Source organism: Actinokineospora guangxiensis, from assembly GCF_042657845.1.
Classification (GTDB): Bacteria; Actinomycetota; Actinomycetes; order Mycobacteriales; family Pseudonocardiaceae; genus Actinokineospora; species Actinokineospora guangxiensis.
In genome coordinates this window covers 164,767-187,734 of sequence record NZ_JBHSKF010000001.1, presented here as the reverse complement: position 1 = coordinate 187,734, position 22,968 = coordinate 164,767, and the positions used below count along the sequence as shown (strand labels likewise).

At 71.3% G+C, this 22,968-nt stretch carries 21 protein-coding genes; 12 read left to right on the top strand and 9 right to left on the bottom strand.

Annotation, left to right across the window (positions count from 1 at the left end):
• The first annotated feature begins 31 nt into the window (after positions 1-31).
• Complete coding sequence (locus ACFPM7_RS00920; protein ID WP_378242677.1) at positions 32-688, top strand: response regulator; 657 nt, start codon at positions 32-34, stop codon at positions 686-688.
• Between the two features lie 3 nt (positions 689-691).
• On the opposite strand, the gene ACFPM7_RS00915 is transcribed toward ACFPM7_RS00920, so the two are convergent.
• From ACFPM7_RS00915 to ACFPM7_RS00905, 3 genes are all read right to left on the bottom strand, one after another.
• The gene (locus tag ACFPM7_RS00915; RefSeq protein ID WP_378242674.1) at positions 692-1,009 is read right to left on the bottom strand and encodes a hypothetical protein; all 318 of its coding nucleotides are present in this window, start codon (positions 1,007-1,009) and stop codon (positions 692-694) included.
• 386 nt (positions 1,010-1,395) lie between these two features.
• The gene (locus tag ACFPM7_RS00910; RefSeq protein ID WP_378243798.1) at positions 1,396-2,292 is read right to left on the bottom strand and encodes an SDR family oxidoreductase; all 897 of its coding nucleotides are present in this window, start codon (positions 2,290-2,292) and stop codon (positions 1,396-1,398) included.
• 8 nt (positions 2,293-2,300) lie between these two features.
• Positions 2,301-2,891, bottom strand: a complete 591-nt coding sequence (locus ACFPM7_RS00905; RefSeq protein ID WP_378242672.1) for a TetR/AcrR family transcriptional regulator — start codon at positions 2,889-2,891, stop codon at positions 2,301-2,303.
• Positions 2,892-3,145: 254 nt separating this feature from the next.
• Between ACFPM7_RS00905 and ACFPM7_RS00900 the strand changes: the two genes are divergently transcribed.
• The 7 genes from ACFPM7_RS00900 to ACFPM7_RS00870 all read left to right on the top strand — a co-directional run bounded on the left by ACFPM7_RS00900 (position 3,146) and on the right by ACFPM7_RS00870 (position 9,582).
• Positions 3,146-4,087 carry an ABC transporter ATP-binding protein gene (locus ACFPM7_RS00900; protein ID WP_378242670.1) on the top strand — a complete coding sequence of 314 codons (942 nt, stop codon included), beginning with the start codon at positions 3,146-3,148 and terminating at the stop codon, positions 4,085-4,087.
• A gap of 4 nt (positions 4,088-4,091) precedes the next feature.
• Positions 4,092-4,856: an ABC transporter permease gene (locus ACFPM7_RS00895; protein WP_378242668.1), complete on the top strand. Its 765-nt coding sequence runs from the start codon at positions 4,092-4,094 to the stop codon at positions 4,854-4,856.
• Positions 4,856-5,584: a hypothetical protein gene (locus ACFPM7_RS00890; RefSeq protein ID WP_378242666.1), complete on the top strand. Its 729-nt coding sequence runs from the start codon at positions 4,856-4,858 to the stop codon at positions 5,582-5,584. The genes ACFPM7_RS00895 and ACFPM7_RS00890 overlap by 1 nt, the downstream gene beginning before the upstream one ends.
• Positions 5,585-5,885: 301 nt before the next feature.
• Positions 5,886-6,449: a hypothetical protein gene (locus ACFPM7_RS00885; protein WP_378243796.1), complete on the top strand. Its 564-nt coding sequence runs from the start codon at positions 5,886-5,888 to the stop codon at positions 6,447-6,449.
• Positions 6,450-6,526: 77 nt separating this feature from the next.
• The gene (gene trmB, locus ACFPM7_RS00880) at positions 6,527-7,177 is read left to right on the top strand and encodes a tRNA (guanosine(46)-N7)-methyltransferase TrmB (RefSeq protein ID WP_378243794.1); all 651 of its coding nucleotides are present in this window, start codon (positions 6,527-6,529) and stop codon (positions 7,175-7,177) included.
• Positions 7,178-7,255: 78 nt separating this feature from the next.
• Positions 7,256-8,263 carry a nitric oxide synthase oxygenase gene (locus tag ACFPM7_RS00875; protein ID WP_378242664.1) on the top strand — a complete coding sequence of 336 codons (1,008 nt, stop codon included), beginning with the start codon at positions 7,256-7,258 and terminating at the stop codon, positions 8,261-8,263.
• Positions 8,264-8,283: 20 nt separating this feature from the next.
• On the top strand, positions 8,284-9,582 hold the full coding sequence (locus ACFPM7_RS00870; RefSeq protein ID WP_378242662.1) for an amidohydrolase family protein: 1,299 nt from the start codon (positions 8,284-8,286) through the stop codon (positions 9,580-9,582).
• Positions 9,583-9,629: 47 nt separating this feature from the next.
• On the opposite strand, the gene ACFPM7_RS00865 is transcribed toward ACFPM7_RS00870, so the two are convergent.
• The 4 genes from ACFPM7_RS00865 to ACFPM7_RS00850 form a co-directional block, all read right to left on the bottom strand.
• A complete protein-coding gene (locus tag ACFPM7_RS00865) occupies positions 9,630-10,307 on the bottom strand; it encodes an SDR family oxidoreductase (RefSeq protein WP_378243792.1) in 678 nt (225 codons plus the stop codon).
• A gap of 67 nt (positions 10,308-10,374) precedes the next feature.
• A complete protein-coding gene (locus ACFPM7_RS00860; RefSeq protein WP_378242660.1) occupies positions 10,375-12,435 on the bottom strand; it encodes a PhoX family protein in 2,061 nt (686 codons plus the stop codon).
• 188 nt (positions 12,436-12,623) lie between these two features.
• A complete protein-coding gene (locus ACFPM7_RS00855) occupies positions 12,624-13,715 on the bottom strand; it encodes an inositol-3-phosphate synthase (RefSeq protein WP_378242658.1) in 1,092 nt (363 codons plus the stop codon).
• A 120-nt stretch (positions 13,716-13,835) separates the two neighbouring features.
• Positions 13,836-14,372 (bottom strand): PadR family transcriptional regulator, encoded by a 537-nt coding sequence (locus ACFPM7_RS00850; protein ID WP_378242656.1) that lies wholly within the window; start codon positions 14,370-14,372, stop codon positions 13,836-13,838.
• A 234-nt stretch (positions 14,373-14,606) separates the two neighbouring features.
• Here ACFPM7_RS00850 and ACFPM7_RS00845 point away from each other — a divergent pair, with 234 nt between their 5' ends.
• The 4 genes from ACFPM7_RS00845 (at position 14,607) to rarD (ending at position 20,714) form a co-directional block, all read left to right on the top strand.
• Positions 14,607-15,011 carry a DUF5318 domain-containing protein gene (locus tag ACFPM7_RS00845; RefSeq protein WP_378242654.1) on the top strand — a complete coding sequence of 135 codons (405 nt, stop codon included), beginning with the start codon at positions 14,607-14,609 and terminating at the stop codon, positions 15,009-15,011.
• Positions 15,012-15,564: 553 nt separating this feature from the next.
• Positions 15,565-17,997, top strand: a complete 2,433-nt coding sequence (locus tag ACFPM7_RS00840) for a transglycosylase domain-containing protein (RefSeq protein WP_378242652.1) — start codon at positions 15,565-15,567, stop codon at positions 17,995-17,997.
• Between the two features lie 44 nt (positions 17,998-18,041).
• Positions 18,042-19,637, top strand: a complete 1,596-nt coding sequence (locus ACFPM7_RS00835) for a glycosyltransferase family 87 protein (RefSeq protein WP_378242650.1) — start codon at positions 18,042-18,044, stop codon at positions 19,635-19,637.
• Positions 19,638-19,811: 174 nt separating this feature from the next.
• Entirely contained in the window at positions 19,812-20,714 is a 903-nt protein-coding gene (gene rarD, locus ACFPM7_RS00830; protein ID WP_378242648.1) for an EamA family transporter RarD, read from the top strand.
• Here the strand turns inward: rarD and ACFPM7_RS00825 are convergent.
• On the bottom strand, positions 20,711-22,156 hold the full coding sequence (locus ACFPM7_RS00825; RefSeq protein ID WP_378242646.1) for a glycosyltransferase family 87 protein: 1,446 nt from the start codon (positions 22,154-22,156) through the stop codon (positions 20,711-20,713). The genes rarD and ACFPM7_RS00825 overlap by 4 nt on opposite strands.
• The gene (locus ACFPM7_RS00820) at positions 22,153-22,923 is read right to left on the bottom strand and encodes a deoxyribonuclease IV (protein ID WP_378242644.1); all 771 of its coding nucleotides are present in this window, start codon (positions 22,921-22,923) and stop codon (positions 22,153-22,155) included. The genes ACFPM7_RS00825 and ACFPM7_RS00820 overlap by 4 nt, the downstream gene beginning before the upstream one ends.
• Between the last annotated feature and the right edge of the window lie 45 nt (positions 22,924-22,968).

Genomic DNA, 22,968 nt, shown 5'->3' with positions numbered 1-22,968 from the left:
GCACTCAGGAACGGCGCGCTAGTTTGGCGCGGTGATCCGGGTAGTGGTGGTCGATGACCAGGAGCTGATGCGCGTCGGCTTCCGCATGGTGCTGGGCGCCCAGGACGACATGGAGGTCGTCGGCGAGGCGGGCAACGGCCAGGTGGCCATCGAACTGGCCGAGCAGCTGCGCCCCGACGTGGTCCTGATGGACGTCCGCATGCCGGTCCTCGACGGCGTCGAGGCGACGAAGGCGATCACCGCCGCGGGCACGTCCAAGGTCCTGGTGATGACCACCTTCGACCTCGACGAGTACGCCCTCTCCGCCCTGCGCTCCGGCGCCAGCGGCTTCCTCCTGAAGGACACCCCACCCGCCCACCTGGTCTCCGCCCTGCGCTCGGTGGCCAGCGGCGACGCCGTCGTCTCCCCGAGCGTCACCCGCCGCCTCCTGGACCGCTTCCTCGGTCAGAGCGGCGGCGAACTCCGCGACGCCAAGGTCCTCGACGCCCTGACCGACCGCGAGCGCGAGGTCCTCGTGCTGGTCGCCCAGGGCATGTCCAACACCGAGATCGCCCGCAAGCTCTTCCTGTCCGAGGCCACGGTGAAGACCCACGTCGGCCGAGTGCTGTCCAAACTGGACCTGCGAGACCGAGTCCAAGCCGTGGTCCTGTCCTACGAAACCGGCCTGGTCCGCCCCGGCGACCTGTAACCCCTACCCGCGCTCACGCCCCGGCAGCGCGGCCCCGAGCAGAAACCGGTCGTAGTGCTCCTCGGCGTCGCCCTCGACCACCGGGGGAGTGGAGCCGTACCGCCCGTCCGCGCGGTCCCGCTTGGGCCCGGACACCCAGAACTCCTCCCCGGTCTCGACGTCGAAGAAGTTGCCCTTCCTCCCTGGCCACCGCCGCAACGTCCGCCCGTGCAGATACGCCGTCCTCCACGTCTTGCTGAACCGCACCCACGCAATCCACGAGGGCCCTCGGTCCAGGTCGAAGCCGGTCTTGAGCTGCACGTACATGATCCGCCGAGCCATGCCGCCGACGCTAGACGGCCACACCCGCACTCGCGCGGCATTTCCCCCGGCCCCCACCGCCGCAGGCCACCTGCCCACCCGACGCAAGTCGCCGACGAGACCTGTCCGGTGGGGTGGATGCGCTTCGGTGGGAGAAGAATCGCCGCCAGACTGGCGTGCGTGAGACCGGCTTGCCGACCCCGCGCTGTGGCTCACGCAGCGGCGATTCTTCGTAGGGGCCCCGCCGAAGCGCGTCCACCCACCGGACACACCCCGACAACCCCGCGCACCCGAGACCCGCGTTCCCCAGCCGCACGCGAACCGGCCCAAACAGCCGGCCCCCCGCCGCCAGGTTATCGAGGATGAACCCCCAGATTCACCCTCGAACCCTCACCCTGTGGACAACCTCACCGATAGTCAGCAACGTCCACAGTGGCCAGATCCACCCCGGGAACCACCACCTCGGAGTACCACCGCCCCCAATCCGGCCGACTCCCGTCCACATCGCTGAACCCGTAGTGCCGCATCAACGTCCAGCTGGCCAGGGTCTGCCCCCGATACCGCCCCACATCCGGATCACCCGCCAGGTGCGCCACCGCCCGCCCCAGGTACCGCGGCGTCTCCGAGAGCGCGTAGTGCGGGTCCTCGGCCTCGCGCCAGTTCTCCTCGGTGACCTTGAAGTGCTCCAGCATCATCTCCGACCGCAGGAACCCCGGCGTCACCCCCATCCCCACCACCCCGTGCGGCTCCAGGTCCTTCCCCAGCACCCGAGCGATCGCCCGAACCCCCGACTTCACCAGGTGGTACGGCACCCCGACGCCATAGGGATAGTCGTCCTCGTCGCCATCGGTCACCTCGATGACCAGCCCCTTCGCCGCCACCACCAGCGGCAGCAGCGTGTGCAGCGCGATCAGGTGCGTGTCCAACCCGTTGCGCACGACGCCCAGGGCCATCTGCAGGTCGCTCTCCCACAGCGGCTTGTTGAACTCGACGAACAGATCACCGCCCCACACGTCATCGATCAGCACATCGATGCGCCCGTGGTCGGCGGCGACCTTGTCCCGCAGAGCCTCCACATCGGCCACGACCGTGAAGTCGCAGCGGACCGCAATGCCGTGACCGCCCGCGGCGGTGACCAGTTCGGCGGTCTCCTCGATGGTCTCCGCGCGCTTCATCGGCGACGCGCTCTCGCGGGTGGTGCGGCCGGTGACGTACACCGTCGCCCCGGCGGCCCCCAGTTCGACCGCGATGCCGCGGCCGCAGCCGCGGGTCGCCCCGGTGACCACGGCGACCTTCCCCTCCAGGGTCTTGCTCATGTGCGCTCCTCACAGCGGCGCCAGGCGTCCAGCACCGCGTCGACGTCGTCGCCCAGCCGGTCGGCCAGGGTCCCCAGTGGTCGGATGGACCAGTCCACGCAGGCGCCGTTGGCCAGCGACAGCAGCACGCGCGCGGCCCGCTCCGGGGCGGGCATGCCCGGCAGCGCGGGCGCGGCGGCGCGGCAGGCGCGCAGCAGTTCCTCCCGCATGGCGGCGTAGTGCAGGCCCAGCAGCTCCCGCAGGACGGGGTCCTGCAGGTCGACGCCGAGCTGGGACAGGTTGTTGCCCGCCTGCTCGGCGTCGCCGAGGTTCAGGTAGGTGTGGACGAGCGCGGCGCGCAGGCCGTCGACCGGCTCGACCTGCGCGTCGAAGGCGGCGCGCATGTCGGCGGCGACGGTGGCGGTGGTGTGCTCGGTCAGGGCGCGCAGCAGCCCGGCCTTGGAGCCGAAGCGACCGGCGACCGTGCCGACCGACACCCCCGCCTCCCCGGCCACCATGGCCAGCGTGAAACCCGGTCCCACCCGGCTGATGACCTGCGCCGACGCATCCAGGATGCGCTCGTCGGAGATCGTCTTCGGCCGGGCCACGCCGTTATTGAACCACTGTTCATTAACTCGCGCCACCCCGACCCCGGGGTACCGGATCAGGGTCGGGGTCAGGGTCGTCACCGATTGGTCCCGATCCCGCGACTGCGCGAAGCTACTCCCGGAAGCTGACCCGAGGTACCTACCGCAGGACGACGCCGTGGGACCGGGGGACGGGACACGATGGGTCCGATGCCGCCGGGGGGGCGGTAACCGCCCAGGGGACACCCACAGGCAATGAACCGAGGAGCCACACCATGATCGAGGCAAGGGGCCTCAGCAAGCGGTACGGCAAGACGCTGGCCGTCGACAACCTCTCTTTCACCGTCACGCCGGGTCGCGTGACCGGCTTCCTCGGACCGAACGGCGCCGGGAAGTCCACCACGATGCGGATGATCCTCGGACTGGACACCCCCAGCGGCGGCACCGCGCTCATCGACGGCAAGCGCTACGCCGAGCTGAAGCATCCGCTGCGCACCGTGGGCGCCCTGCTCGACGCCAAGTGGGTGCACCCCAACCGCAGCGCCCGCGGCCACCTGCGCTGGATGGCCAAGTCCAACAAGCTGCCCGCCAAGCGCGTGGACGAGGTGCTGGACCTGGTCGGCCTCGGCGCGGTGGCCAACAAGCGCGCGGGCGGCTTCTCCCTCGGCATGTCCCAGCGCCTGGGCATCGCCGCGGCGCTGCTCGGCGACCCCGAGGTGCTGCTCTTCGACGAGCCGGTCAACGGCCTGGACCCCGAGGGCATCCTCTGGATCCGCAAGTTCATGCACCGCCTGGCCGCCGACGGCAAGACCGTCTTCGTCTCCAGCCACCTGCTCTCGGAGATGGCGCTCACCGCCCAGGACCTGATCGTGATCGGCCGGGGCAGGCTCATCGCGCACAGCAGCACCGAGGAGTTCGTCGCCGCCGCCACCGAGAACACCGTCCGCGTGCGCAGCCCGCAGCTGGCCGCCCTGCGCAGCGCGCTGGGCCGCACCGGGGTCTCGCTGCGCGACGAGGGCGACAGCCTGGTCGTGTCCGGCATGGAGAGTGCCGACATCGGCGAGCTGGCCGCGGCCAACGGCGTCGTGCTGCACGAGCTGGCCCCGCAGCGCGGCTCGCTGGAGGAGGCGTTCATGCAGCTCACGGGTGACTCCGTGGAGTACCACACCGACATCGACGGCGCGAACGCCGCCGACCTGATCGCCGCGGGGAAGTGACGACATGACCTTGCTCGCCGTCGAGCGCATCAAGCTCTTCACCACCCGCTCGCCGTGGTGGTCGGCTCTGGCCGCGCTCGCCCTGACCATCGGCTTCGCCGCGCTGATGGCGGCCACATCGGACTCCGACGTGCCGATGAGCCTGGCCGCCACCCAGTTCGGCTACAACTTCGGCGTTGTGGTGATCATGGTGATGGCCGCGCTGGCCATCACCACCGAGTACCGCTTCTCCACCATCCGCGCGACTTTCCTCGCGGTGCCCAACCGCACGGCGGCGCTGCTGGCCAAGACCGTCGTCGTGGCCACCCTCGGCGCCGTCATCGGCACGCTGGCCGCCTTCGGCTCGCTGGGCATCGCCAAGCTGATCACCCCCGACGCGCAGCTCGCGCTGGACTCCGCCTACTCGTGGCGGGCGGTCGCGGGCGTCGGGCTGATCTACTTCTTCTCCGCGGTCATCGCCGTCGCGGTGGGCACCTTCGTGCGCCACTCCGCGGGCGCGATCTCGCTGCTGCTGATCTACTCGCAGCTGGTCGAGGGCCTGGTGCAGCTCATCCCGAACATCGGCGACGACATCTACAAGTGGCTGCCGTTCAACGTGGCCAACAACTTCGTCACCGGCGACCCGGACCCCAACAACCGCGACGCGATGTTCGGCCCGCCCGTCTCGACCGCGGAGCTGAGCCCGTGGTGGTCGCTGGCCTACTTCGCGGGCTTCGCGCTCATCCTGCTCATCGCCTCCATCGTCACCGCGAACCGGAGGGACGCGTAATGGCCACCCTGATCGCCACCGAGCGCATCAAGCTGCTCACCACGCGTTCGCCGTGGTGGTCGACGGTGCTGGCGCTCGGGCTGACCACCGGGTTCGCGGTCATCTTCGCGCTGAACTCCAGTTCGCCCGCCGACGTCGAGGTGTGGCACACCCAGCTCGGCTACCAGTTCGGCCTGATGGTCGTCATGGTGATGGCCGCGCTCGCGGTCACCACCGAGTACCGCTTCTCCACCATCCGCGCGACCTTCCTCGCGGTGCCCAACCGCACCGCGGCGCTGCTGGCCAAGACCGGGGTCGTCGCGGCGCTGGCGCTGCTGATCGGCCTGGCCGCGGCGTTCGGCTCGCTGGCCGTGGGCTGGACGCTGATCCCGGACGCGAACCTGGCGCTGAACAGCGCCGACGCCTGGCGGATGGTCCTCGGGGTGCCGCTGGTGTTCACCGTTGCCGCGGTGATCTCCGTGGCCGTCGGGATCATGCTGCGCCAGTCCGCCGGGGCGATCGCGGTGGTGCTGATCTGGTCGATGCTGGTGGAGAACCTGGTCTCGCTCATCCCGCAGGTGGGCGCGGAGATCCGCACCTGGATGCCGTTCGCGATGACCGAGCAGTTCCTGCAGGGCCCGCTGGAGGGCCGCCCGCTCGGCCCGTGGGCCTCGTTCGCCTATTTCGCCGGTGTCGCCGTGGCGCTGCTGGTCGCGGCACTGGTGGTGGCCAAGAAGCGCGACGCCTGAGATCCACCGGTCGGCCGCCTATTCGGGGAGCGACCGACCAGCCGGGGGAAATGACGGAGCCCGGGTCCGCCTATCGGGGAGCGGACCCGGGCTCCGCCCCGTCTGTCCTGCATGTTTCCACCTGGAGTGGCAATTTTCACTGCTCGGTCGAGAGAGTCGGTTTCGCGCGGCGAGCGGCTCGATTAAATACACGTTAAGCGGTGGTGAGGTCGTTCACACAATGCGGACAATGAGGATAAGAAACTGGTCGTATTGGTGCTGAGAGCCCGTCAAGAGCCCCCGGAGGTGAACCTTGACGGTGATCAACGCCGAGATCCCTCGGCAGTCCTCGTCATCGCCGCAGAGCCGCGGCGGAGTGCACGTCGAACCCCTCATCGGGCTGGAGTGGTCCGACGCCATCGAACAGCCCGCGGGCCGACCCGCCACGGCGCCCGCGGACGCGCGCCTGTCCTGGCTGCACCGGGCCCCCGAGGCCAGGGTGCTCGCCCTGTACCGGGCCGCGTCCCTGGCCAACCCGGCCCTGCCGTCGCCGTGGTGGCTGCGCGCGGTCGCGGCCGGGGCGCTGCGCTCGCGCCGCGAGGGCTTCGCCGTGGAAGACCGCGTGGCCAAGCTGCTGGCGGCGCGGCCGGGGTGGGTGTTCGTGCCCTGGGGCATCGACGGCGACACCGGCTACTGGGAGTTCATGCCGTCGGAGCGGGCGCTGGGCGTGCCCGGCGTGCCCACGACGCTGGCGCACACCGACCGCCACGGCGGCTGGATCGACGTCGTCGCCGTGCACGCCGGGACGCCGCCGCCGCCGATCGCGGTGGCCGGGCTGGGCGACCTGCGCGCGAACCTGGCCCGATTGGAGTCCATCCGCCCCTGACCTGGCAGGCTGCCGGGGTGACACCGACCGACCAGCACCGCCGTTCCGTCGTCAGCTTCGTGCACCGCGGCGGCCGGATGACCGTCGGCCAGGAGCGCGCCTGGCAGCGCCGCTGGCCGGAGCTGGGCCGCCAGATCGGCGACCTGCCCGACGGCCCGCTCGACACCGCCGCGTGGTTCGGCCGCGAGGCGCCCGTCCTGCTGGAGATCGGCTCCGGCATGGGCGAGACGACCTCGCAGCTGGCCGCGGCCGCGCCCGAGCTGAACTACCTCGCCGTGGAGGTCTACCAGCCGGGCCTGGCGCAACTGCTGCTGCGCGCCGAGGCGCTGGAGCTGAGCAACCTGCGGCTGCTGCGCGGCGACGCGCTCGACCTGCTCGAACGGCACATCGCGCCGGGCTCGCTGGCCGGGCTGCGGCTGTACTTCCCGGACCCGTGGCCCAAGAAGCGCCACCACAAGCGCAGGCTGGTGCGGCCCGCGTTCGTCGCGCTGGTCGCCTCCCGCCTGGCCCCGGGCGCGGTCGTGCACATGGCCACCGACTGGGCGGACTACGCCGAGCAGATGATGGAGGTGCTCTCCGGCGAGCCGCTGCTGCGCAACCAGCACGCCGACGAGCCCGGCGGCTGGGCGCCGCGGCCGGCGTGGCGGCCGGTGACGAAGTTCGAGTCCCGGGCGAACGAGGAAGGTCGGATCTCCCGCGATCTGATGTTCGTTCGAGTGACCGGTTGACAGAACGTGACGTAACTCGTCACGACACCACGCTATCGAGTAGTCGAGTCGACGGTCCCCGGTACCGATATCAGTGATGTGACCGCTCTGCGCGACGACCCGGCGACCCTCTCGGCACGGTCGGCGCGGAACCCGCTGCTCGCCGACGCCGCCGAGTTCCTGCGGGAGTTCCACGCCGTCCGCCCCAAAGCGGGCGACATCGACACGCGCATGGCCAAGGTCAGAGCCGAGATCGCCGCCACCGGCACCTACCGGCACACCCCCGCCGAGCTGGCCTTCGGCGCCCGGGTCGCGCTGCGCGAGAGCGGCTGGTGCCCGCAGGACGTGCCATGGCGCGGCATCCTCGTGCGCGACCTGCGCCAGGTTCGCGACTCCGCCGCCGTCGCGGTGCACTGCGCCAAGCACCTGGTGATGGCCGCAGGCGACGGCGAGGTGCGCCCGATGGTCACCGTCTTCGCCCCCGACACCCCGTGGCGGCCGGGCCCGCGCATCCGCAACGACCAGCTGGTCCGCTACGCCGGGTACCGGATGGCCGACGGCATCGTCGGCGACCGCCGCTACGCCGACTTCACCACCGGCGTGTGCCGCCTCGGCTGGCGCCCGCCGAGCACCCGCGGCCGGTTCGACCACCTGCCGCTGGTCGTGGAGACCGACCACGAGGGCGTCGTGGTGCACCCGCTGCCCCGCGACACCGTGCTGGAGGTGGGCGTCGCCCACCCCGAGCTGCCCTGGCTCGCCGACCTCGGCCTGCGCTGGCACGCCGTGCCGGTGATCAGCAACATGTGCCTGACCATCGGCGGGATCGACTACCCGGCCGCTCCCTACAACGGCGTGTACCTCAGCCGCGCGATCGGCGAGGACGTCCTGGCCGACGACGACGCCTACGCGATGGCCCCGGTCATCGCCGCGCACCTCGGCCTCGACACGACCTCCGAGCGCACCCTGTGGCGCGAGCGGGTGGCGCTGGAGCTCAACCGCGCGGTGCTGCACTCCTTCGACGCGGCGGGCGTGACCGTCGAGCACGCCCCCGAGGCGTACGTGCGGGCTTCGGACGTGCCGGGCCGACCGGCTTTCCACCGGCGCTGAGATCTTGGCAGGATGCGGGGATGCGCCTGCGTGCCCCCGCCGTCCTGCCCTGTGACCCGTCCTGCACCGTCCTCCGCGACGCCGTCGTGGACGTCGTCGACGGCCGCGTCGCCTACTGCGGCCCCGCCGCCGAGGCCCCGCCGCACGAGGGACCCGAGCGCCTGCTGACCGGCATCCTGATGCCGGGCCTGGTCAACACCCACGCGCACAGCCCGATGACGGTGCTGCGCGGCATGGGCGGCGACCTGCCCCTGATGCGCTGGCTGACCGAGGTCATCTGGCCCGCCGAGGCGCGGATGACCCCGGCCGACGTGCGCGCGGGCATGCTCCTGGGCTCGGTGGAGATGCTGCGCGCAGGCGTGACCACCTCGGCCGAGATGTACTTCCACTGCGCCGAGGTCGCCTCCGCGGTGCTGGAGACCGGCGCCCGCGCCGTGCTCGCCCCCGCGATCATCGACGCCCCCGGCTGGGACTGGAAGGCGCAGACCGCCGAGGCGGGCGCCTGGATCGACACCGACGGCCTGCGCTTCGGCCCCGGCGACCGGATCGAGATCGGCTACGGCCCGCACTCGGCCTACACCCTGCCTCCGGAGGCGCTGACCGCCGTCGGCGAGCAGGCCCGCTCCCGCGGCGCGCTGGTCCAGGTCCACGTGGCCGAGTCCCTGCAGGAGGACGTGGCCCAGCGCGAGGCGCACGGCACCGTCCCCACCCTGCTGGAGAAGACGGGCCTGCTCGGCGGCCGCGTCCTCGCCGCCCACGCCGTCCACCTCTCCGACGACGACATCGCCCTCTTCGCCCGCCACGGCGTCTCGGTGGCCCACTGCGCGGGCTCCAACGCGAAACTCGCCTCCGGCATCGCCCGCGTCCCCGACCTGCTGACCGCGGGCGTCCCGCTGGGCCTGGGCACCGACGGCCCGGCCAGCAACGACGACCTGGACCTGTGGGAGGAGATGCGCTGGACGGCGATGATCGCCCGGGTGTCCCGAATGGACTCCACGATCCTGGGCGCCGCCGACGTCCTGCTCCTGGCGACCCGCGGCGGCGCGGCGGCGCTGCACCGCGACGACATCGGCTCCCTGGAGCCGGGCACCTGGGCCGACCTGGTCCACATCGGCGTGGACGACCCGGCCTTCGCGGGCGGGGTCGACGTGCCGGACGAGCAGCTGATCGCGAACCTGGTGTGGGCGGCGGGCTCGCGCACGGTCAGCGACGTGTGGGTGGCGGGCGAGCACGTGGTCGCCGAGGGCGAGTCCACGAAGGTCGACCGCCACGAGGCCCAGCGCGCGACGGTGGAGATCACGGGTCGTCTGCGCGGGTAGTCCGACCACGGGAACCGGCACCCCGCCGGTTCCCGCGATCGACCGGGTCAGCTCGGCCGGATGACGATCTCGGTGAGGTGGGCGTCGGCCGGGGCGGTGGCGGCGTGGTGGATGGCGGCGGCGACGGATTCCGGGCGCAGGTAGCGGTCGGGTTCGTAGGCGCCGCCCTCGTCGGTGCGGACGGTGCGCTGCATGTCGGTGTCGGTGCGGCCGGGGTAGACGGTGGTGACGCGGAGGTCGGGTTCCTCGCCGCGCAGGACGTCGGCGTAGGCGCGCAGGGCGAACTTGCTGGCGGCGTAGGGGCCCCAGCCGGGGTGGGCGGTGCGGCCCGCGCCGGAGTTGATGAGGATGACGCGGCCCTTGGCCGCGCGCAGGGCCGGGAGCAGCAGGCGGGTCAGCTCGGCGACGGCGACGACGTTGACGTCGTAGGTGTGGCGCCAGAGGGCGGCGTCGGCGTCGGCGAGGGGGCCGACTCGGCCGACGCCGGCGGAGTGGACCAGCAGGTCGAGGCGGTCGATGCCGCGGACGGCCTCGGCGAGGGCGGCGGGGTCGGTCAGCTCGACCGGCCACGGGGTGGACCCGGGCAGCTCGGCGGCGACCTTGGCCAGGGCGTCGGCGTCGCGGCCGCCGAGCAGCAGGTCGTGGGTGCCGTGCAGGGACCTGGCCGCGGCGGCGCCGATGCCGCGGGAGGCGCCGGTGATGAGGGCGAGCGTCATGCCGGTCAGCCTAGGCCGGTGGCGGGCGGGTGCCCGCGGCGAGCCGCGCCGCGGGCACCCGTCCACTCAGCACTGATCAGGTGCCGATCTCGCGGCCGGGCTTCCAGATCACCGCGACCGACGGCCGGGGCTGGGAGTCGCCGCCGTCGGGCCAGTGCGAGGCCGGGTTGTTGGCGTCGGCGCCGTCGACCTCGCCGGGGTGCTGGACGGAGACGAGCACGAAGTCCTCGGTGACGACCGGGCCGCAGGTCTCGGCGCCGACGGGGACGGTGAGGAACTGCTTGAGGTGCCCGCGCTCGCGACCCGTGGTGGTGGTCGCGAACAGGCCGTCGTTGGCGCCCAGGGCGTTGCCGTCGGTGGAGACCCAGAGGTTGCCGTACTTGTCGAAGGCCAGGTTGTCCGGGCAGGAGATGGGGCTGACCTGGGTCTTGTCGTATCCGCCGAAGTAGGTGTCCGGGGAGTTCGGGTCGCCGCAGACCAGCAGCAGGCGCCAGCGGAAGGTGGTGGCGGTGTTGTCGCCGCGGTGCTCCTCCCACTCCAGGACGTGGCCGTGGCGGTTGGCGTTGCGCGGGTTGATCTCGGTCGCGCCCTCCTTGCCCGCCTTGCCGCGGTCGGTGTTGTTGGTCAGCGCCGCGTAGACGCGGCCGTCGCGCGGGTTGGGCTCGACGTCCTCGGGGCGGTCCATCTTGGTCGCGCCGACCTTGTCCGCCGCCAGGCGGGTGAAGACGTAGACCTCCTCGGCCGACATCCCCGGCACGAACGATGTGCGGCCCGAGGCCAGCGGAATCCACTTCCCGCTGCCGTCGAACTCCCCGTCGGAGGGCAGCGTCCCGGTGCCGTCGATCTCCGAGGCAGGGGAGTCGCCGGTGAACTTCGCGACGTAGAGCGTGCCCTCGGTGAGCAGCTTCTTGTTGTGGTGACGCGCCCAGCGGCTGTTGCCGGGCAGCATGCGGTGGCGGGAGACGAACTTGTAGATGTAGTCGAAGCGCTCGTCGTCGCCCATGTAGGCCACGACGCGGCCGTCGCGCGCGACGTGGACGTTGGCGCCCTCGTGCTTGAAGCGGCCCAGCGCCGTGTGCTTGACCGGCTTGGCGTCGGGCTCGTACGGGTCGATCTCGACGATCCAGCCGAAGCGGTTGGCCTCGTTGGGCTCCTTGGCCAGGTCCCAGCGGTCGTCGAAGCGCTCCCACTTGCGGCCGCTCGCGCCGCCCGACAAGCCGTAGCGGGCCATGCGGGCCTTCACCACCGGGTCGGTGACCTGGTCGGCGTTGGCGAAGTACTGGTTGAAGTTCTCCTCACCGGTCAGGATCGTGCCCCACGGCGTGACGCCGCCCGCGCAGTTGTTGAGCGTGCCGAGCACCAGCCGCCCGGTCGGGTCGGCGGTGGTCTTGAGCAGGTCGCTGCCCGCGACCGGGCCGGAGACGGTGAACGGCGCGGTGAGCGGGTGGCGGCGGTTGTAGTGGCGGTCCACCTTCGCCTTGACCGTGCCGGAGCGCTTGTCGCGCTCGATGACGACCACCGACAGGCCGTGGCTGGCCCAGGCGATCTCGACCTGCTCGCGGGTCGGGTTGGCCGGGTCGTAGTCGGTGAACATGAACGTCTCGGTGGTGTACTCGTGGTTGCTGACCATGAGCCACGCGTCGCGGCGCAGCGGCACCAGGCCGCAGAAGTCGTTGTTGAAGCCGAACTGCTTGTTGGCCGCGGCCGCGGTCTGGTTGTGGAAGTCGAAGCGCGGGGCGCCGGGCAGCACCGGGTCGCCCCAGCGGATGACGATGTCCTGGCGGTAGCCGCGCGGGGGGACGAGGGCGTCGAGGCGGTTGGGGGCCACGGGCTCGAAGTCCAGTCCGCGCGGCGGCTTGGGGCCGTGGCCACGGCCGGGAGCGCCGGGCGCCGCGGCGGCGGCTCCGCCGGTGGCGGCGATGCCCGCGCCCGCGATGCCGAGCACGGCTCCGGCCTTCAGCATGCCGCGGCGGGAGACGATCCCGCGCACGACGTCGCCGAAGTACTCGTTGCCGGAGGTGTTGGGCGCCTCGTGGGCGCAGGCGTTGCCACAGCGGTATTCGCAGGTCACCGCGGCACGGCCGGTCGGGGGCGTGGTGGGGAGCAGGGGCAAGGGAATCCGGCCGTCAGACGACACGGTGCCTCCTCGTGGCCGTCCGGGCGTGGGCGGCCGTGGTGGGTCGGGAACGGCGCGAACCTAGGAGCCGCAGGCCATGAGCGGCGGTCATCCCGGTGAACGCGCGACTAACACTCGCTTCCCAACCCTGCTCCACAGGCAGGGGGGCCGCCACCCGTCAGGTGGCGGCCCCCCGGGGCGCGTTCGGCCTAGCGCTCCACGTCACCGCGGATGAACGCCTCGACGGCCTCGAAGGCGTCGTCGTCGGAGTACTGCTCCGGCGGGGACTTCATGAAGTAGGACGACGCCGACAGGATCGGGCCGCCGATGCCGCGGTCCAGCGCGATCTTGGCGGCGCGGACCGCGTCGATGATGACACCCGCGGAGTTCGGGGAGTCCCAGACCTCCAGCTTGTACTCCAGGTTCAGCGGGGTGTCACCGAAGGAGCGGCCCTCCAGGCGCACGTAGGCCCACTTGCGGTCGTCGAGCCACGGGACGTGGTCCGACGGGCCGATGTGCACGTCGGCCTTGGCCATCTCGTGCGGGATCTGGGAGGTCACCGACTGCGTCTTGGAGATCTTCTTCGACTGCAGGCGGCTGCGCTCCAACATGTTCATGAAGTCCATGTTGCCGCCGAAGTTGAGCTGGTAGGTGCGCTGCAGCTCGACCCCGCGGTCCTCGAACAGCTTGGCCATGACCCGGTGGGTGATGGTGGCGCCGACCTGGGACTTGATGTCGTCGCCGACGATCGGCACGCCCGCCTCGGTGAACTTCGCCGCCCACTCCGGGTCCGAGGCGATGAACACCGGCAGGGCGTTGACGAAGGCCACGCCCGCGTCGATGGCGCACTGCGCGTAGTAGCGGTCGGCGTCCTCGGAGCCCACCGGCAGGTAGGACACCATCACGTCGACCTCGGCCTCGCGGAGCGCGGCGACGACGTCGACGGCCTCCTCGTCGGACTCGGTGATGATCTGGCGGTAGAACTCGCCCAGCCCGTCGTGGGTGGCCCCGCGCTGCACGGTGACCCCGAGCGGGGGCACGTCGCAGATCTTGATCGTGTTGTTCTCGCTGGCCACGATCGCCTCGGACAGGTCGCGGCCGACCTTCTTGGCGTCGACGTCGAACGCGGCGACGAACTCGACGTCGCCGACGTGGTAGTCGCCGAACTGCACGTGCATCAGACCCGGCACCCGCGTCGCCGGATCGGCGTCGCGGTAGTAGTGCACACCCTGGACGAGCGACGCGGCGCAGTTCCCGACGCCGACGATGGCCACCCGCACCTTCCGGCGGTTACCGCCCATGTCGGATTCCCTTCTCCTTGTAGCCCGCGCGGTGCGCGGTGTAGTGCCTGGTGGCAGCGCCCTTGCTGCCGCTTAGGTGGTGCTGCCCGTGGTGGCGCGTGTCAGTCCGGCCCTGGTCGGTCAGTCCGCTTCGCGCTGTTCGCGCTGCTCGTTGGCGATCAGCTCGTTGAGCCAGCGGACCTCGCGCTCACTGGTCTCCAGGCCGAGGCGGTGCAGCTCGCGGGTGTAGCGGTCGATCTGCTCACCCGCTCGGGACATGGAGCTGCGGAAGCCCTCCCTGCGCTCCTCGACGCAACGGCGCCTGCCCTCCAGGATGCGCATCCTGACCTCGGCGGGTGTGCGCGAGAAGAAGGCCATGTGCACGCCGAAGCTCTCGTCGTCCCAGGTCTGGGGGCCCGCGTCGGCGAGCATCCCGGCGAAGTGCTCCTTGCCGTCGGCGGTGAGCTTGTAGACCCGCTTGGCGCGCCCGCCCCACTTCCTCGGGTCGGGCGCCTCCTCGGCGATCAGCCCGGCGCGCAGCAGCCGCCGCAGCGTCGGGTAGAGCGACCCGTAGGAGAACGTCCGCCAGGCGCCGAGCACGTCGTGCAGTCGTTTCCGCAGCTCGTAGCCGTGCATCGGGGCTTCGTGCAGCAGCCCGAGGATCGCGAAGTCGAGCACGGGCCACCTCCTGCGCGCACGGACGAGAGCTGCTTGACCTACCGACTCACTATATCGTGCCGATACATCAGCCCGCACACAACTTGAGCGCCTGTGGCCATGGCCACGCCGGGTGGGAGATCCGGCAACCGGGCCGGTCAGGGGGTATTGATACCCGGATTCGGCCGTTTCACGCATGTCGTCTCGGCCGATCGGACCGGCACCGTGATATTGGGCCCGCGTACGCTGTCGGTCGTGCGAACCCAGCGGCAGGTGGTGGATTACGCGTTGCAGCGCAGGACGCTGCTCGCGGACGTCCACGCGGGCCGGGTCGGCACCTCCGAGGTGTGCGACGCCAACCCCTACCTGCTGCGGGCGGCCAAGTTCCACGGCGACCCGACGGACGTGGCCTGCCCGGTCTGTCGCAAGGAGCAGCTCACCAGGGTGAGCTGGGTCTACGGCGACGAGATCAAACACCTGGCGGGCTCGGCCCGCACCCCGGACGAGCTGACCAGGATGGCCACGGCGTTCTCGGAGTTCACCGTGCACGTCGTCGAGGTTTGCCGCACCTGTTCCTGGAACCACCTGGTGCAGTCATACGTCCTGGGGACCGGGGGCGTGCGCGCCCCGGGAAACCGCAGGAAGACGGCGGCCGAGTGACCGGCGCGGCGAGAGTCGCGCCCGCGCGGTCCGCCGGGCACGACGACGCCCCCGAACCGGGGCGCCGATCTGGAGGCTTTGCGTGAACGACCACCGTGACCGCCACCGGCGGGATGAGCCCGACTGGCCCGCCGGCGACGATCCGGACTCCGGTCACGCTCCGGAGGAGCGCACCGGGTTCTGGAGCCCGCAGTTCGACGACGAGCGCGGCAGCCAGCCGTCGCGCCCGGCCCAGCACCGCCCGCCGCCGCCGCAGGGCAGGCCGCCCGCCGGTCCGCCCCCCGGGCAGCCGGGCAGGCCGGGCCAGCCCGGTCCGCAGGGCCCCGGCAGGCAAGGGCCCGGTCAGGGCCCCGCCCACCAGGGCCCCGGCGGTCGTCCGCCGATGCCCGCTGGTGGCCCCGGGCGCCCCGGCGGTCCCGGCGGTCCCGGTGGATTTGGCGGTCCCGGTGCGCCTGGCGGCCCTGGTCGTCCTGGCGGTCCCAGTGGTCCCAGTGGTCCCGGCGGGCCGAACGGCCCCGGCGGACCTGGCAGGCCCGGACCCGGCAGGCCGCCCATGGGCGGACCCGGCACCCCGCCGCCCGGCTTCCGCTCTCCGGGTGGCCCGAACGGCTCTGGCGGTCCTGGCGGACCTGGCGGCCCCACCGGCCCCGGCGGCCCTGGAGCCCCCGGCGGTCCCCCCCGACGCGACCCCGCGCAGGACCCGACGGTTCTGCTGCGCCAGCCATCGACCGACCGCCCCAAGCCCGAGCCCTCGCTGCTCACCCACCGCGAGCCCGACGACGACGCGGCGTTCTACGACCAAGGCTACGACGACGACTACGACGACCAGCCGCAGCGGCCCGCGGGCGACACCAAGCTCGCCCGGCGCAAGAAGATCTGGCGGCGCGTGCGCCGCACGGCGTACGTGTGCACGGCGCTGGGCATCGTCATGCCGGTGGTGGCGTTCTTCATCACCTACCAGATGGTCGAGGTCGAGGACCCCGCGTCCGTCGCGCAGAAGCAGAACCAGGTCGTCACCTTCAAGTACGCCGACGGCAAGACCGAGATGACCAAGGTCGCCGAGGACGGCGGCAACCGGAAGATGCTCACCTACGAGCAGATCCCGGACCAGATGAAGAAGGCGGTCTACGCCGCCGAGGACGACACCTTCGAGTCCAACGCGGGCTTCGACCTCGGGGGCATCGCCCGCGCGGTGCTCAAGCAGATCAAGGGCGAGGCGGGCGGCGGCTCGACCATCACCCAGCAGTACATCAAGATCTCCAGCGGCCAGGACGACGCCACCCTCGCGCGCAAGTGGGAGGAGGTCGTCAAGGCCTACAAGATGAGCGAGACCTACGACAAAGAAGAGATCATCACCGCCTACCTGAACACGATCTACTTCGGCAAGGGCGCCTACGGCGCCGCCGCGGCGGCGAAGGCCTACTTCAACCTCGACGACATCAAGAAGCTCACCAAGTCGCAGGCCGCGCTGCTCGCGGGCATGATCCAGGCGCCGGGCCGGGCCAACAACCCCGAGTACCAGCAGCAGCGCTGGAACTACGTCACCAAGCGCATGGTCGACCTCGGCTGGATGACCCCGGACGAGAAGGGCGAGTTCCCGACCCCGGTCAAGGCCGAGGACACCAAGTCCGCGCTGCCCGGCCCGCGCAAGGGCCTCACCGCGCTCGCCTTCGAGGAGCTGACCGGCAAGGGCATCTCCGAGGAGGAGATCAAGGCGGGCGGCTACACGATCATCATGACGATCGATCCGCGCGCCCAGACGATCGCCGAGAAGGCCGTCGCCGAGGTGATGAAGGGCCAGCCGAAGAACCTGCACCCCGCCCTCGTCGCCGTCGACCCGAACACCGGCGCGATCCGCGCCTACTACGGCGGCCAGCGCGGCTGGGAGTTCGACTTCGCCGCCGCGCTGCAGCAGCCGGGCTCCTCGTTCAAGCCGTTCGACCTGGTCGCGCTGCTCAAGACCGGTGAGGGCCTGGGCAAGATATACGACAGCACGCCCAAGGCGTTCGGGCCGGAGGGCCAGCAGACCAAGATCGTGCGCAACGCCTCGCAGCCGCGCTGCGGCAGCCAGTGCACCGTCGCCGAGGCGATGAAGGAATCGCTCAACGTCGTCTTCAGCGACATGGTCTACAACGACGTCGGGCCCAAGGGCGTCGCCGAGGCCGCCAAGCAGGCGGGCATCCGGGTGCCGATCAAGGACCGCAGCATCAACATCGCCATCGGCGGTGGCGACACGCTGGTCAGCACCACCGACATGGCCTCCTCCTACGCGACCTTCGCCGCGAACGGCACCTACCGGGCCCCGCACCTGGTGGCCAAGGTGCTCGACGCCAAGGGCGAGATCGTCTACGACGCCTCGATCCACCCCGACAACCAGGACAAGCTGGCCTTCGACGCCGACCGCGACACCAACGCCAAGATCGCCCGCAACGTCACCGAGTCGCTGCTGCCCGTCCCGGAGTACTCCGGCATCGGCTGCGGCGGCGGCCGCGAGTGCGCGGGCAAGACCGGCACGCACCAGTACGTCAACCCCGAGGGCGTGGAGACCAAGCACAACGCCAAGGCGTGGATGGTCGGCTACACCCCGCAGATCTCGGCGGCGGTCTCGCTGACCGGCGACAAGAGCGAGCGCAGGCTGATCGACGGCGACGGCACGATCATCTACGGCAGCGGTCTGCCGGGCGAGATCTGGAAGCTGTTCATGGACCGCTACCTGGAGAAGTCGGACATGGTCGACTTCGGCCCGTACGAGCCGATCGGCCGGATCGAGGTGGAGACGCAGACGCAGACCACCACCGAGCAGCCGACGACCACGACCACCGAGCAGCCGACCACCACCACCGAGGAACCGACGACCACCACCGAGGAACCGACCGACACGGAGCCGACCGAGCCCGGCGAGGAGACCTCCACGACGACGCGGACCCGACCGGGCAGGCCGGGCGACGACGACGACGGGCCGGGACTCCCGTTCCCCGGACCCTAGGAACTCCTACGCCGCCCGAACACCGCAGGCCGTAGCATCGCGCCGTGCCAGGTGAAGAGCGGGGTGCTGGAGAGTCGCCCGTCGGGGAGCCGGACGCACGCCTGTCCACCGGCGTGCCGGACACCGCGACGCTCGGGCCCGACGAGCGGGTGCGCCCGTCGCTGACCGAGTCGATGGGCCGCGACGCCAGCATCCCGCTGGGCGGGCCGATCGGCGAGCACGCGGTGGTCGGCAGGCACTGGTTCTGGACGCCGCTGCGGGTGGCGCTGCTGCTGGGCGTGGTCGCCCTGGCGCTGAGCTGGTTCGGCAAGGCCGCCTGCATCCAGCAGAACGCGGGCCAGGACGGGTCACTCGGCCTGGACTGGAGCGGCAGCAGGCAGTTCGTGGCCATGTGCTACTCCGACATTGTCCCGCTGTACGGGGCCGAGCGCCTGGACAAGGGCGGCTTCCCGTACGCGACCATGTGGTACGACGACGAGGGCAAGCCCACCCAGCACGAGCGGTACATGGAGTACCCGGTGCTGACCGGCATGTTCATGTGGGTCAACGCCCAGATGGCGCAGGGCTGGGTGGAGATCGCCAAGTCGGGCTGGCTGCCGACCGGCCTGGAAGTGGTCGTCTACTTCGACATCACCGCCGTCTGGCTCGGCCTCGCCTGGCTGATCACGCTGTGGGCGGTGGCGATGTGCGCGCGGCGGCGCAAGTGGGACGCGGCGTTCATCGCGCTGTCACCGCTGGTCATCGTGCACGCCTTCACCAACTTCGACACGCTGCCGACCGCGTTCGCGGCGTGCGCCCTGCTGGCCTGGGCGCGCAAGCGGCCCGTCCTGGCAGGCATCCTCCTCGGCCTGGGCGGAGCGGCGAAGCTGTACCCGCTGTTCCTCCTCGGTCCGCTGCTGGTGCTGTGCCTGCGCTCGGGGAAGATGCGCGAGTGGTGGCTGACCGCGGCGGCGGCGATCGGCACCTGGGCGGCGGTGAACGCGCCGTTCTTCCTGCACCCGGACACCGCGCGGGGCTGGGGCGAGTTCTTCCGCCTCAACTCGACCCGCGGCGCGGACCCGGACTCGATCTACAACGTCATCATGCAGTGGCTGAACTGGCCGGGCTTCGACGGCGTCCTGGGCTTCAAGGAGCCGCCGTCGGTGCTCAACACGGTCACCGCGCTGCTGTTCCTGGCCGCGTGCGCGGGCGTGGCGTTCATCGCCTGGCACGCGCCGACGCGGCCCCGGGTCGCGCAGCTGTGCTTCCTGGTGGTCGCCCTGTTCCTGCTGACGAACAAGGTGTGGAGCCCGCAGTACTCGCTGTGGCTGGTCCCGCTGGCGATCCTGGCCATCCCGCGCTGGAAACCGCTGCTGGCCTGGATGGCGATCGACGCCGCCCTGTGGGCGCCCCGGATGTTCTTCTACCTGGGCACCGACAACAAGGGGCTGCCGCAGGACTGGTTCCTCGGCTTCGTGGTCGCCCGCGGCCTCGCGGTCATCGCCCTCTGCGTCCTGGTGGTCATCGAGATCTACAAGCCCGACCGCGACCTCGTCCGCGCCCACGGCGACGACGACCCCATCGGCGGCGTGCTGGACGGCGCCCCCGACAAGTTCACTCTCAAGCGGTTCACCCGAGGCAAGGCCGAGGCGCCCGTCTAGTCGAAGGGCACGGCCACCTCGGCTGGTTCCACGTGGAACCGGCGCCTTTCCGGTCGGCACGCACGCCCGGGGCCGCCCGGCGGCGGGTCCTATGAACTGGGGTACTCCGGGAACAACTCGGTCGACAGCGGTGTCCTCAGAGGTGACGATGGGTGGGATGATCGGAGGGGTGCGGTGGGCACTCGGGAGAACGGCTTTCTCGCCGGGCTCGGGGCGTACGTGGCGTGGGGGTTCTTCCCGCTCTACTGGCCGCTGCTGACGCCCTCGGAGCCTGTCGAGGTGCTGGCGCACCGGGTGCTGTGGTCGCTGGTCTCCGTGGCGGCGCTGCTGGTCGCCGTGCGCAAGTGGGCGGCGCTGCGGGCGGTGCTGCGCGACGGGCGGACCATGGGGCTCATCGGCGTCGGGGCCGTGGTGATCGGGGTCAACTGGATCCTGTTCATCTGGGGCGTGAACAACGGCCACGTCGTCGAGGTGTCGCTGGGCTACTTCATCAACCCGCTGGTCACGATCCTGATCGGCGTGCTGCTGCTCGGTGAGCGCCTGCGCAGGGTGCAGTGGGCGGCGCTGGTCGTGGCGTTCGCCGCCGTGGTGCAGCTGACCATCGACTACGGCGACCTGCCGTGGCTGGCGCTGGCCCTGGCGGGCACGTTCGCCACCTACGGGCTGATGAAGAAGAAGGCGAACATCGGCGCCGTCGAGGGCCTGGCCATGGAGACCGCGCTGCTGGTGCCGCTGGCGGGCGGCTACCTGGTGTTCCTGGCGGGATCGGGCACGGCGACCTTCGGCGCGCACGGCTGGGGCCACGCGGTGCTGCTGGCCACCACCGGCCTGGTCACCGTCATCCCGCTGCTGCTCTTCGGCGCCGCGGCCACCCGGGTGCCGATGGCGACCCTGGGCCTGCTGCAGTACGTGACCCCGACGCTGCAGTTCCTCATCGGCCTGCTCGTCTTCCGCGAGGAGATGACCACCGCCCGCTGGATCGGCTTCGCGATGGTGTGGGCGGCGCTGCTGCTCATCACCACCGAGACGCTGGTGCACCGCAGGCGCGCGCTCACCCCGCGGCCCGCGCTGGTCTAGCTCTTGGCGGGCAGGAACTCGTCCTGGCGGGTCATCAGCGGCGGGTCGACCGTCGAGCGGGCCGCCAGGAAGGCGATGAACAGCCCGATCAGCAGCCCGGCCCTGCCCCACACGCCGACCATCACCGCCTGCGCGGCGAACCCGTCGTAGATGCCCGCGGGCCGGTCGGCGGCGATCTCGCCGAACCACAGGAAGATGCCGACGCCCATGGCCAGGTCGGCGAAGAAGTAGGCGATGATCCAGCCCCACTTGATCCGCATGAGCACGAACATCGGCACCAGCCACAGCGTGTACTGCGGCGAGTGCACCTTGTGCAGCAGCAGGAACCCGCAGAGCATCGCCGCCGAGACCGCCACCCACGGGAAGGTGCCCTCGCGCTGGTAGCGCGACCAGCCGACGTAGCAGGCCACGCCGAAGGAGGCGAACATGAACACCGGTGAGGCGATGCCGATGAGCCCGTGCACGACGGCGTTGTCGGTGTTGGAGCTCGGCCGCAGCGCCCAGAACCAGATCGAGTTCGAGGAGATGTCGGCCTTGCGCATGCCCTGGAAGGCGAACGAGGCCAGCCAGCCGTTGAACCCGGCCACCGCGAACGGGATGTTGACCGCGACCGCGGTGCCCATGGCCACCAGCGCCGTGCGGACCATGCCGGGGACGTCGCTGGTGCGGCCCTCGGGCAGCTCACGGCCGCGCACGCCGCCGGTCACCACGTAGAGCATCAGCGGCAGCACGAAGATCGCCGGGTAGATCTTGAACGCGAACCCGATGCCGAGCAGCGCCGCGGCGACGTAGGCGCGCTGGCGCAGCGGGCGGTCGGCGCCGCGCTTGCCCCAGCCGCGGTGCACGACGTAGACCGCCGCCACCGCGCACGCCACGACCGGCAGCTCCCAGTTGTGGAAGGCGTAGAGCACCATCGGCGGCGACAGCGCCCAGAGCAGCGCCCGCCAGCGCGAGAGCCTGCCGAGCAGCCACGCCGTCGCCAGGCCGAACGGGGCCATGAGCAGCGCCGAGTACAGCAGGAAGCCCGCGTCGGTGGTGGCGAAGAGGGCGCCCGCCCAGATCATCAGGCCGGTGAGCACCGGGTACTCCACCGCGCCGCCGACCATCTCGCCGCGCTCGTTGATGCCGCCGTGCACGTAGGGGAACACGTGCTTGTCGATGTCGCGGCCGATCCAGAGGTACTGGATGTCGGAGTAGCAGACGTCCATGTACTTGCGGGTGTCGAAGTCCGGGCCGCTGCGGCCCCACGCGTCGAACTCCGGGCCGGTGCAGCGGTCCTTGTTCGCGAACCCCAGGAAGAGGGTGAACCCGCAGATCAGGACGAGCACGGCCAGCGCCGCCCTGCCGAGGCCGACCACGGGCTTCTCCCGGTCGGGGGAGCCATCGGGCACGCCGGCCGCCGCCTTCCCTGATGCGGTCACTCCTGGGGTCACGCCGGTCACCGCCCGAGCGCGGCGCGCAGGTACGCGATGTCCTCCGCCTGGCCCTCGCTCGGCGTCTCCACGACGACCGGCGCGCCCGCCGCCGCCACGACGGCCACGAGCTGCTCGGCGTCGATGGTGCCAGTGCGGATGTTGTCGTGCCGGTCGCGGGCCGAGTCGAACTCGTCGCGGGAGCTGTTCAGGTGGACCAGGTCGATGCGCCCGGTGATCGCCTTCACCCGGTCGACGATCCCGACCAGGTCCTCACCGGCGGCGAAGGCGTGGCAGGTGTCCAGGCAGAACCCGGCGCCGAACTCGCCGACCTCGTCCCACAGCCGGGCGAGCATGTCGAAGCGGCGGGCCATGGCGTTGTCGCCGCCCGCGGTGTTCTCGATGAGGATCGGCACCGCGAACCCGCCCTCCTTGCTCTGCCGCTCGAAGAACTTGCGCCAGTTGACCAGGCCCTCGGCGGGGTCGGCGTCCTTGACGACGTGGCCGCCGTGCACGACCAGTCCCTTGGCCCCCACCTTGGCCGCCCCCTCCGCGTGCTGCACCACCAGCTTTCGGGACGGGATGCGGATGCGGTTGTTCGTGCTGGCCAAGTTGACCCGGTAGGGCGAATGGATGAAGACGGTCAGGTCCTCGGACAGCAGCGCGTCGGTCTGCGGGTGCGGCTCCGGGGCGGCCCAGCCCTGCGGGTCGGAGAGGAAGAACTGCACGACTTCAGCGCCGCGCTCGCGCGCTGCGCCGATGGGGTCGTCATCGCGGACGTGGGCGCCGATGCTCATGGGACGCGAGCGTAGTCGCCGGGGTGTCGTGTGGTAGCCCTCACC

Bases quoted from the DNA above. Each gene is read 5' to 3' on its own strand.
- ACFPM7_RS00900 (WP_378242670.1), top strand. From the start codon at position 3,146: ATGATCGAGGCAAGGGGCCTCAGCAAGCGGTACGGCAAGACGCTGGCC.
- ACFPM7_RS00820 (WP_378242644.1), bottom strand. From the start codon at position 22,923: ATGAGCATCGGCGCCCACGTCCGCGATGACGACCCCATCGGCGCAGCG.
- ACFPM7_RS00840 (WP_378242652.1), top strand. From the start codon at position 15,565: ATGGGCGGACCCGGCACCCCGCCGCCCGGCTTCCGCTCTCCGGGTGGC.
- ACFPM7_RS00890 (WP_378242666.1), top strand. From the start codon at position 4,856: ATGGCCACCCTGATCGCCACCGAGCGCATCAAGCTGCTCACCACGCGT.
- ACFPM7_RS00895 (WP_378242668.1), top strand. From the start codon at position 4,092: ATGACCTTGCTCGCCGTCGAGCGCATCAAGCTCTTCACCACCCGCTCG.
- ACFPM7_RS00870 (WP_378242662.1), top strand. From the start codon at position 8,284: ATGCGCCTGCGTGCCCCCGCCGTCCTGCCCTGTGACCCGTCCTGCACC.
- ACFPM7_RS00855 (WP_378242658.1), bottom strand. From the start codon at position 13,715: ATGGGCGGTAACCGCCGGAAGGTGCGGGTGGCCATCGTCGGCGTCGGG.
- trmB (WP_378243794.1), top strand. From the start codon at position 6,527: ATGACCGTCGGCCAGGAGCGCGCCTGGCAGCGCCGCTGGCCGGAGCTG.
- ACFPM7_RS00915 (WP_378242674.1), bottom strand. From the start codon at position 1,009: ATGGCTCGGCGGATCATGTACGTGCAGCTCAAGACCGGCTTCGACCTG.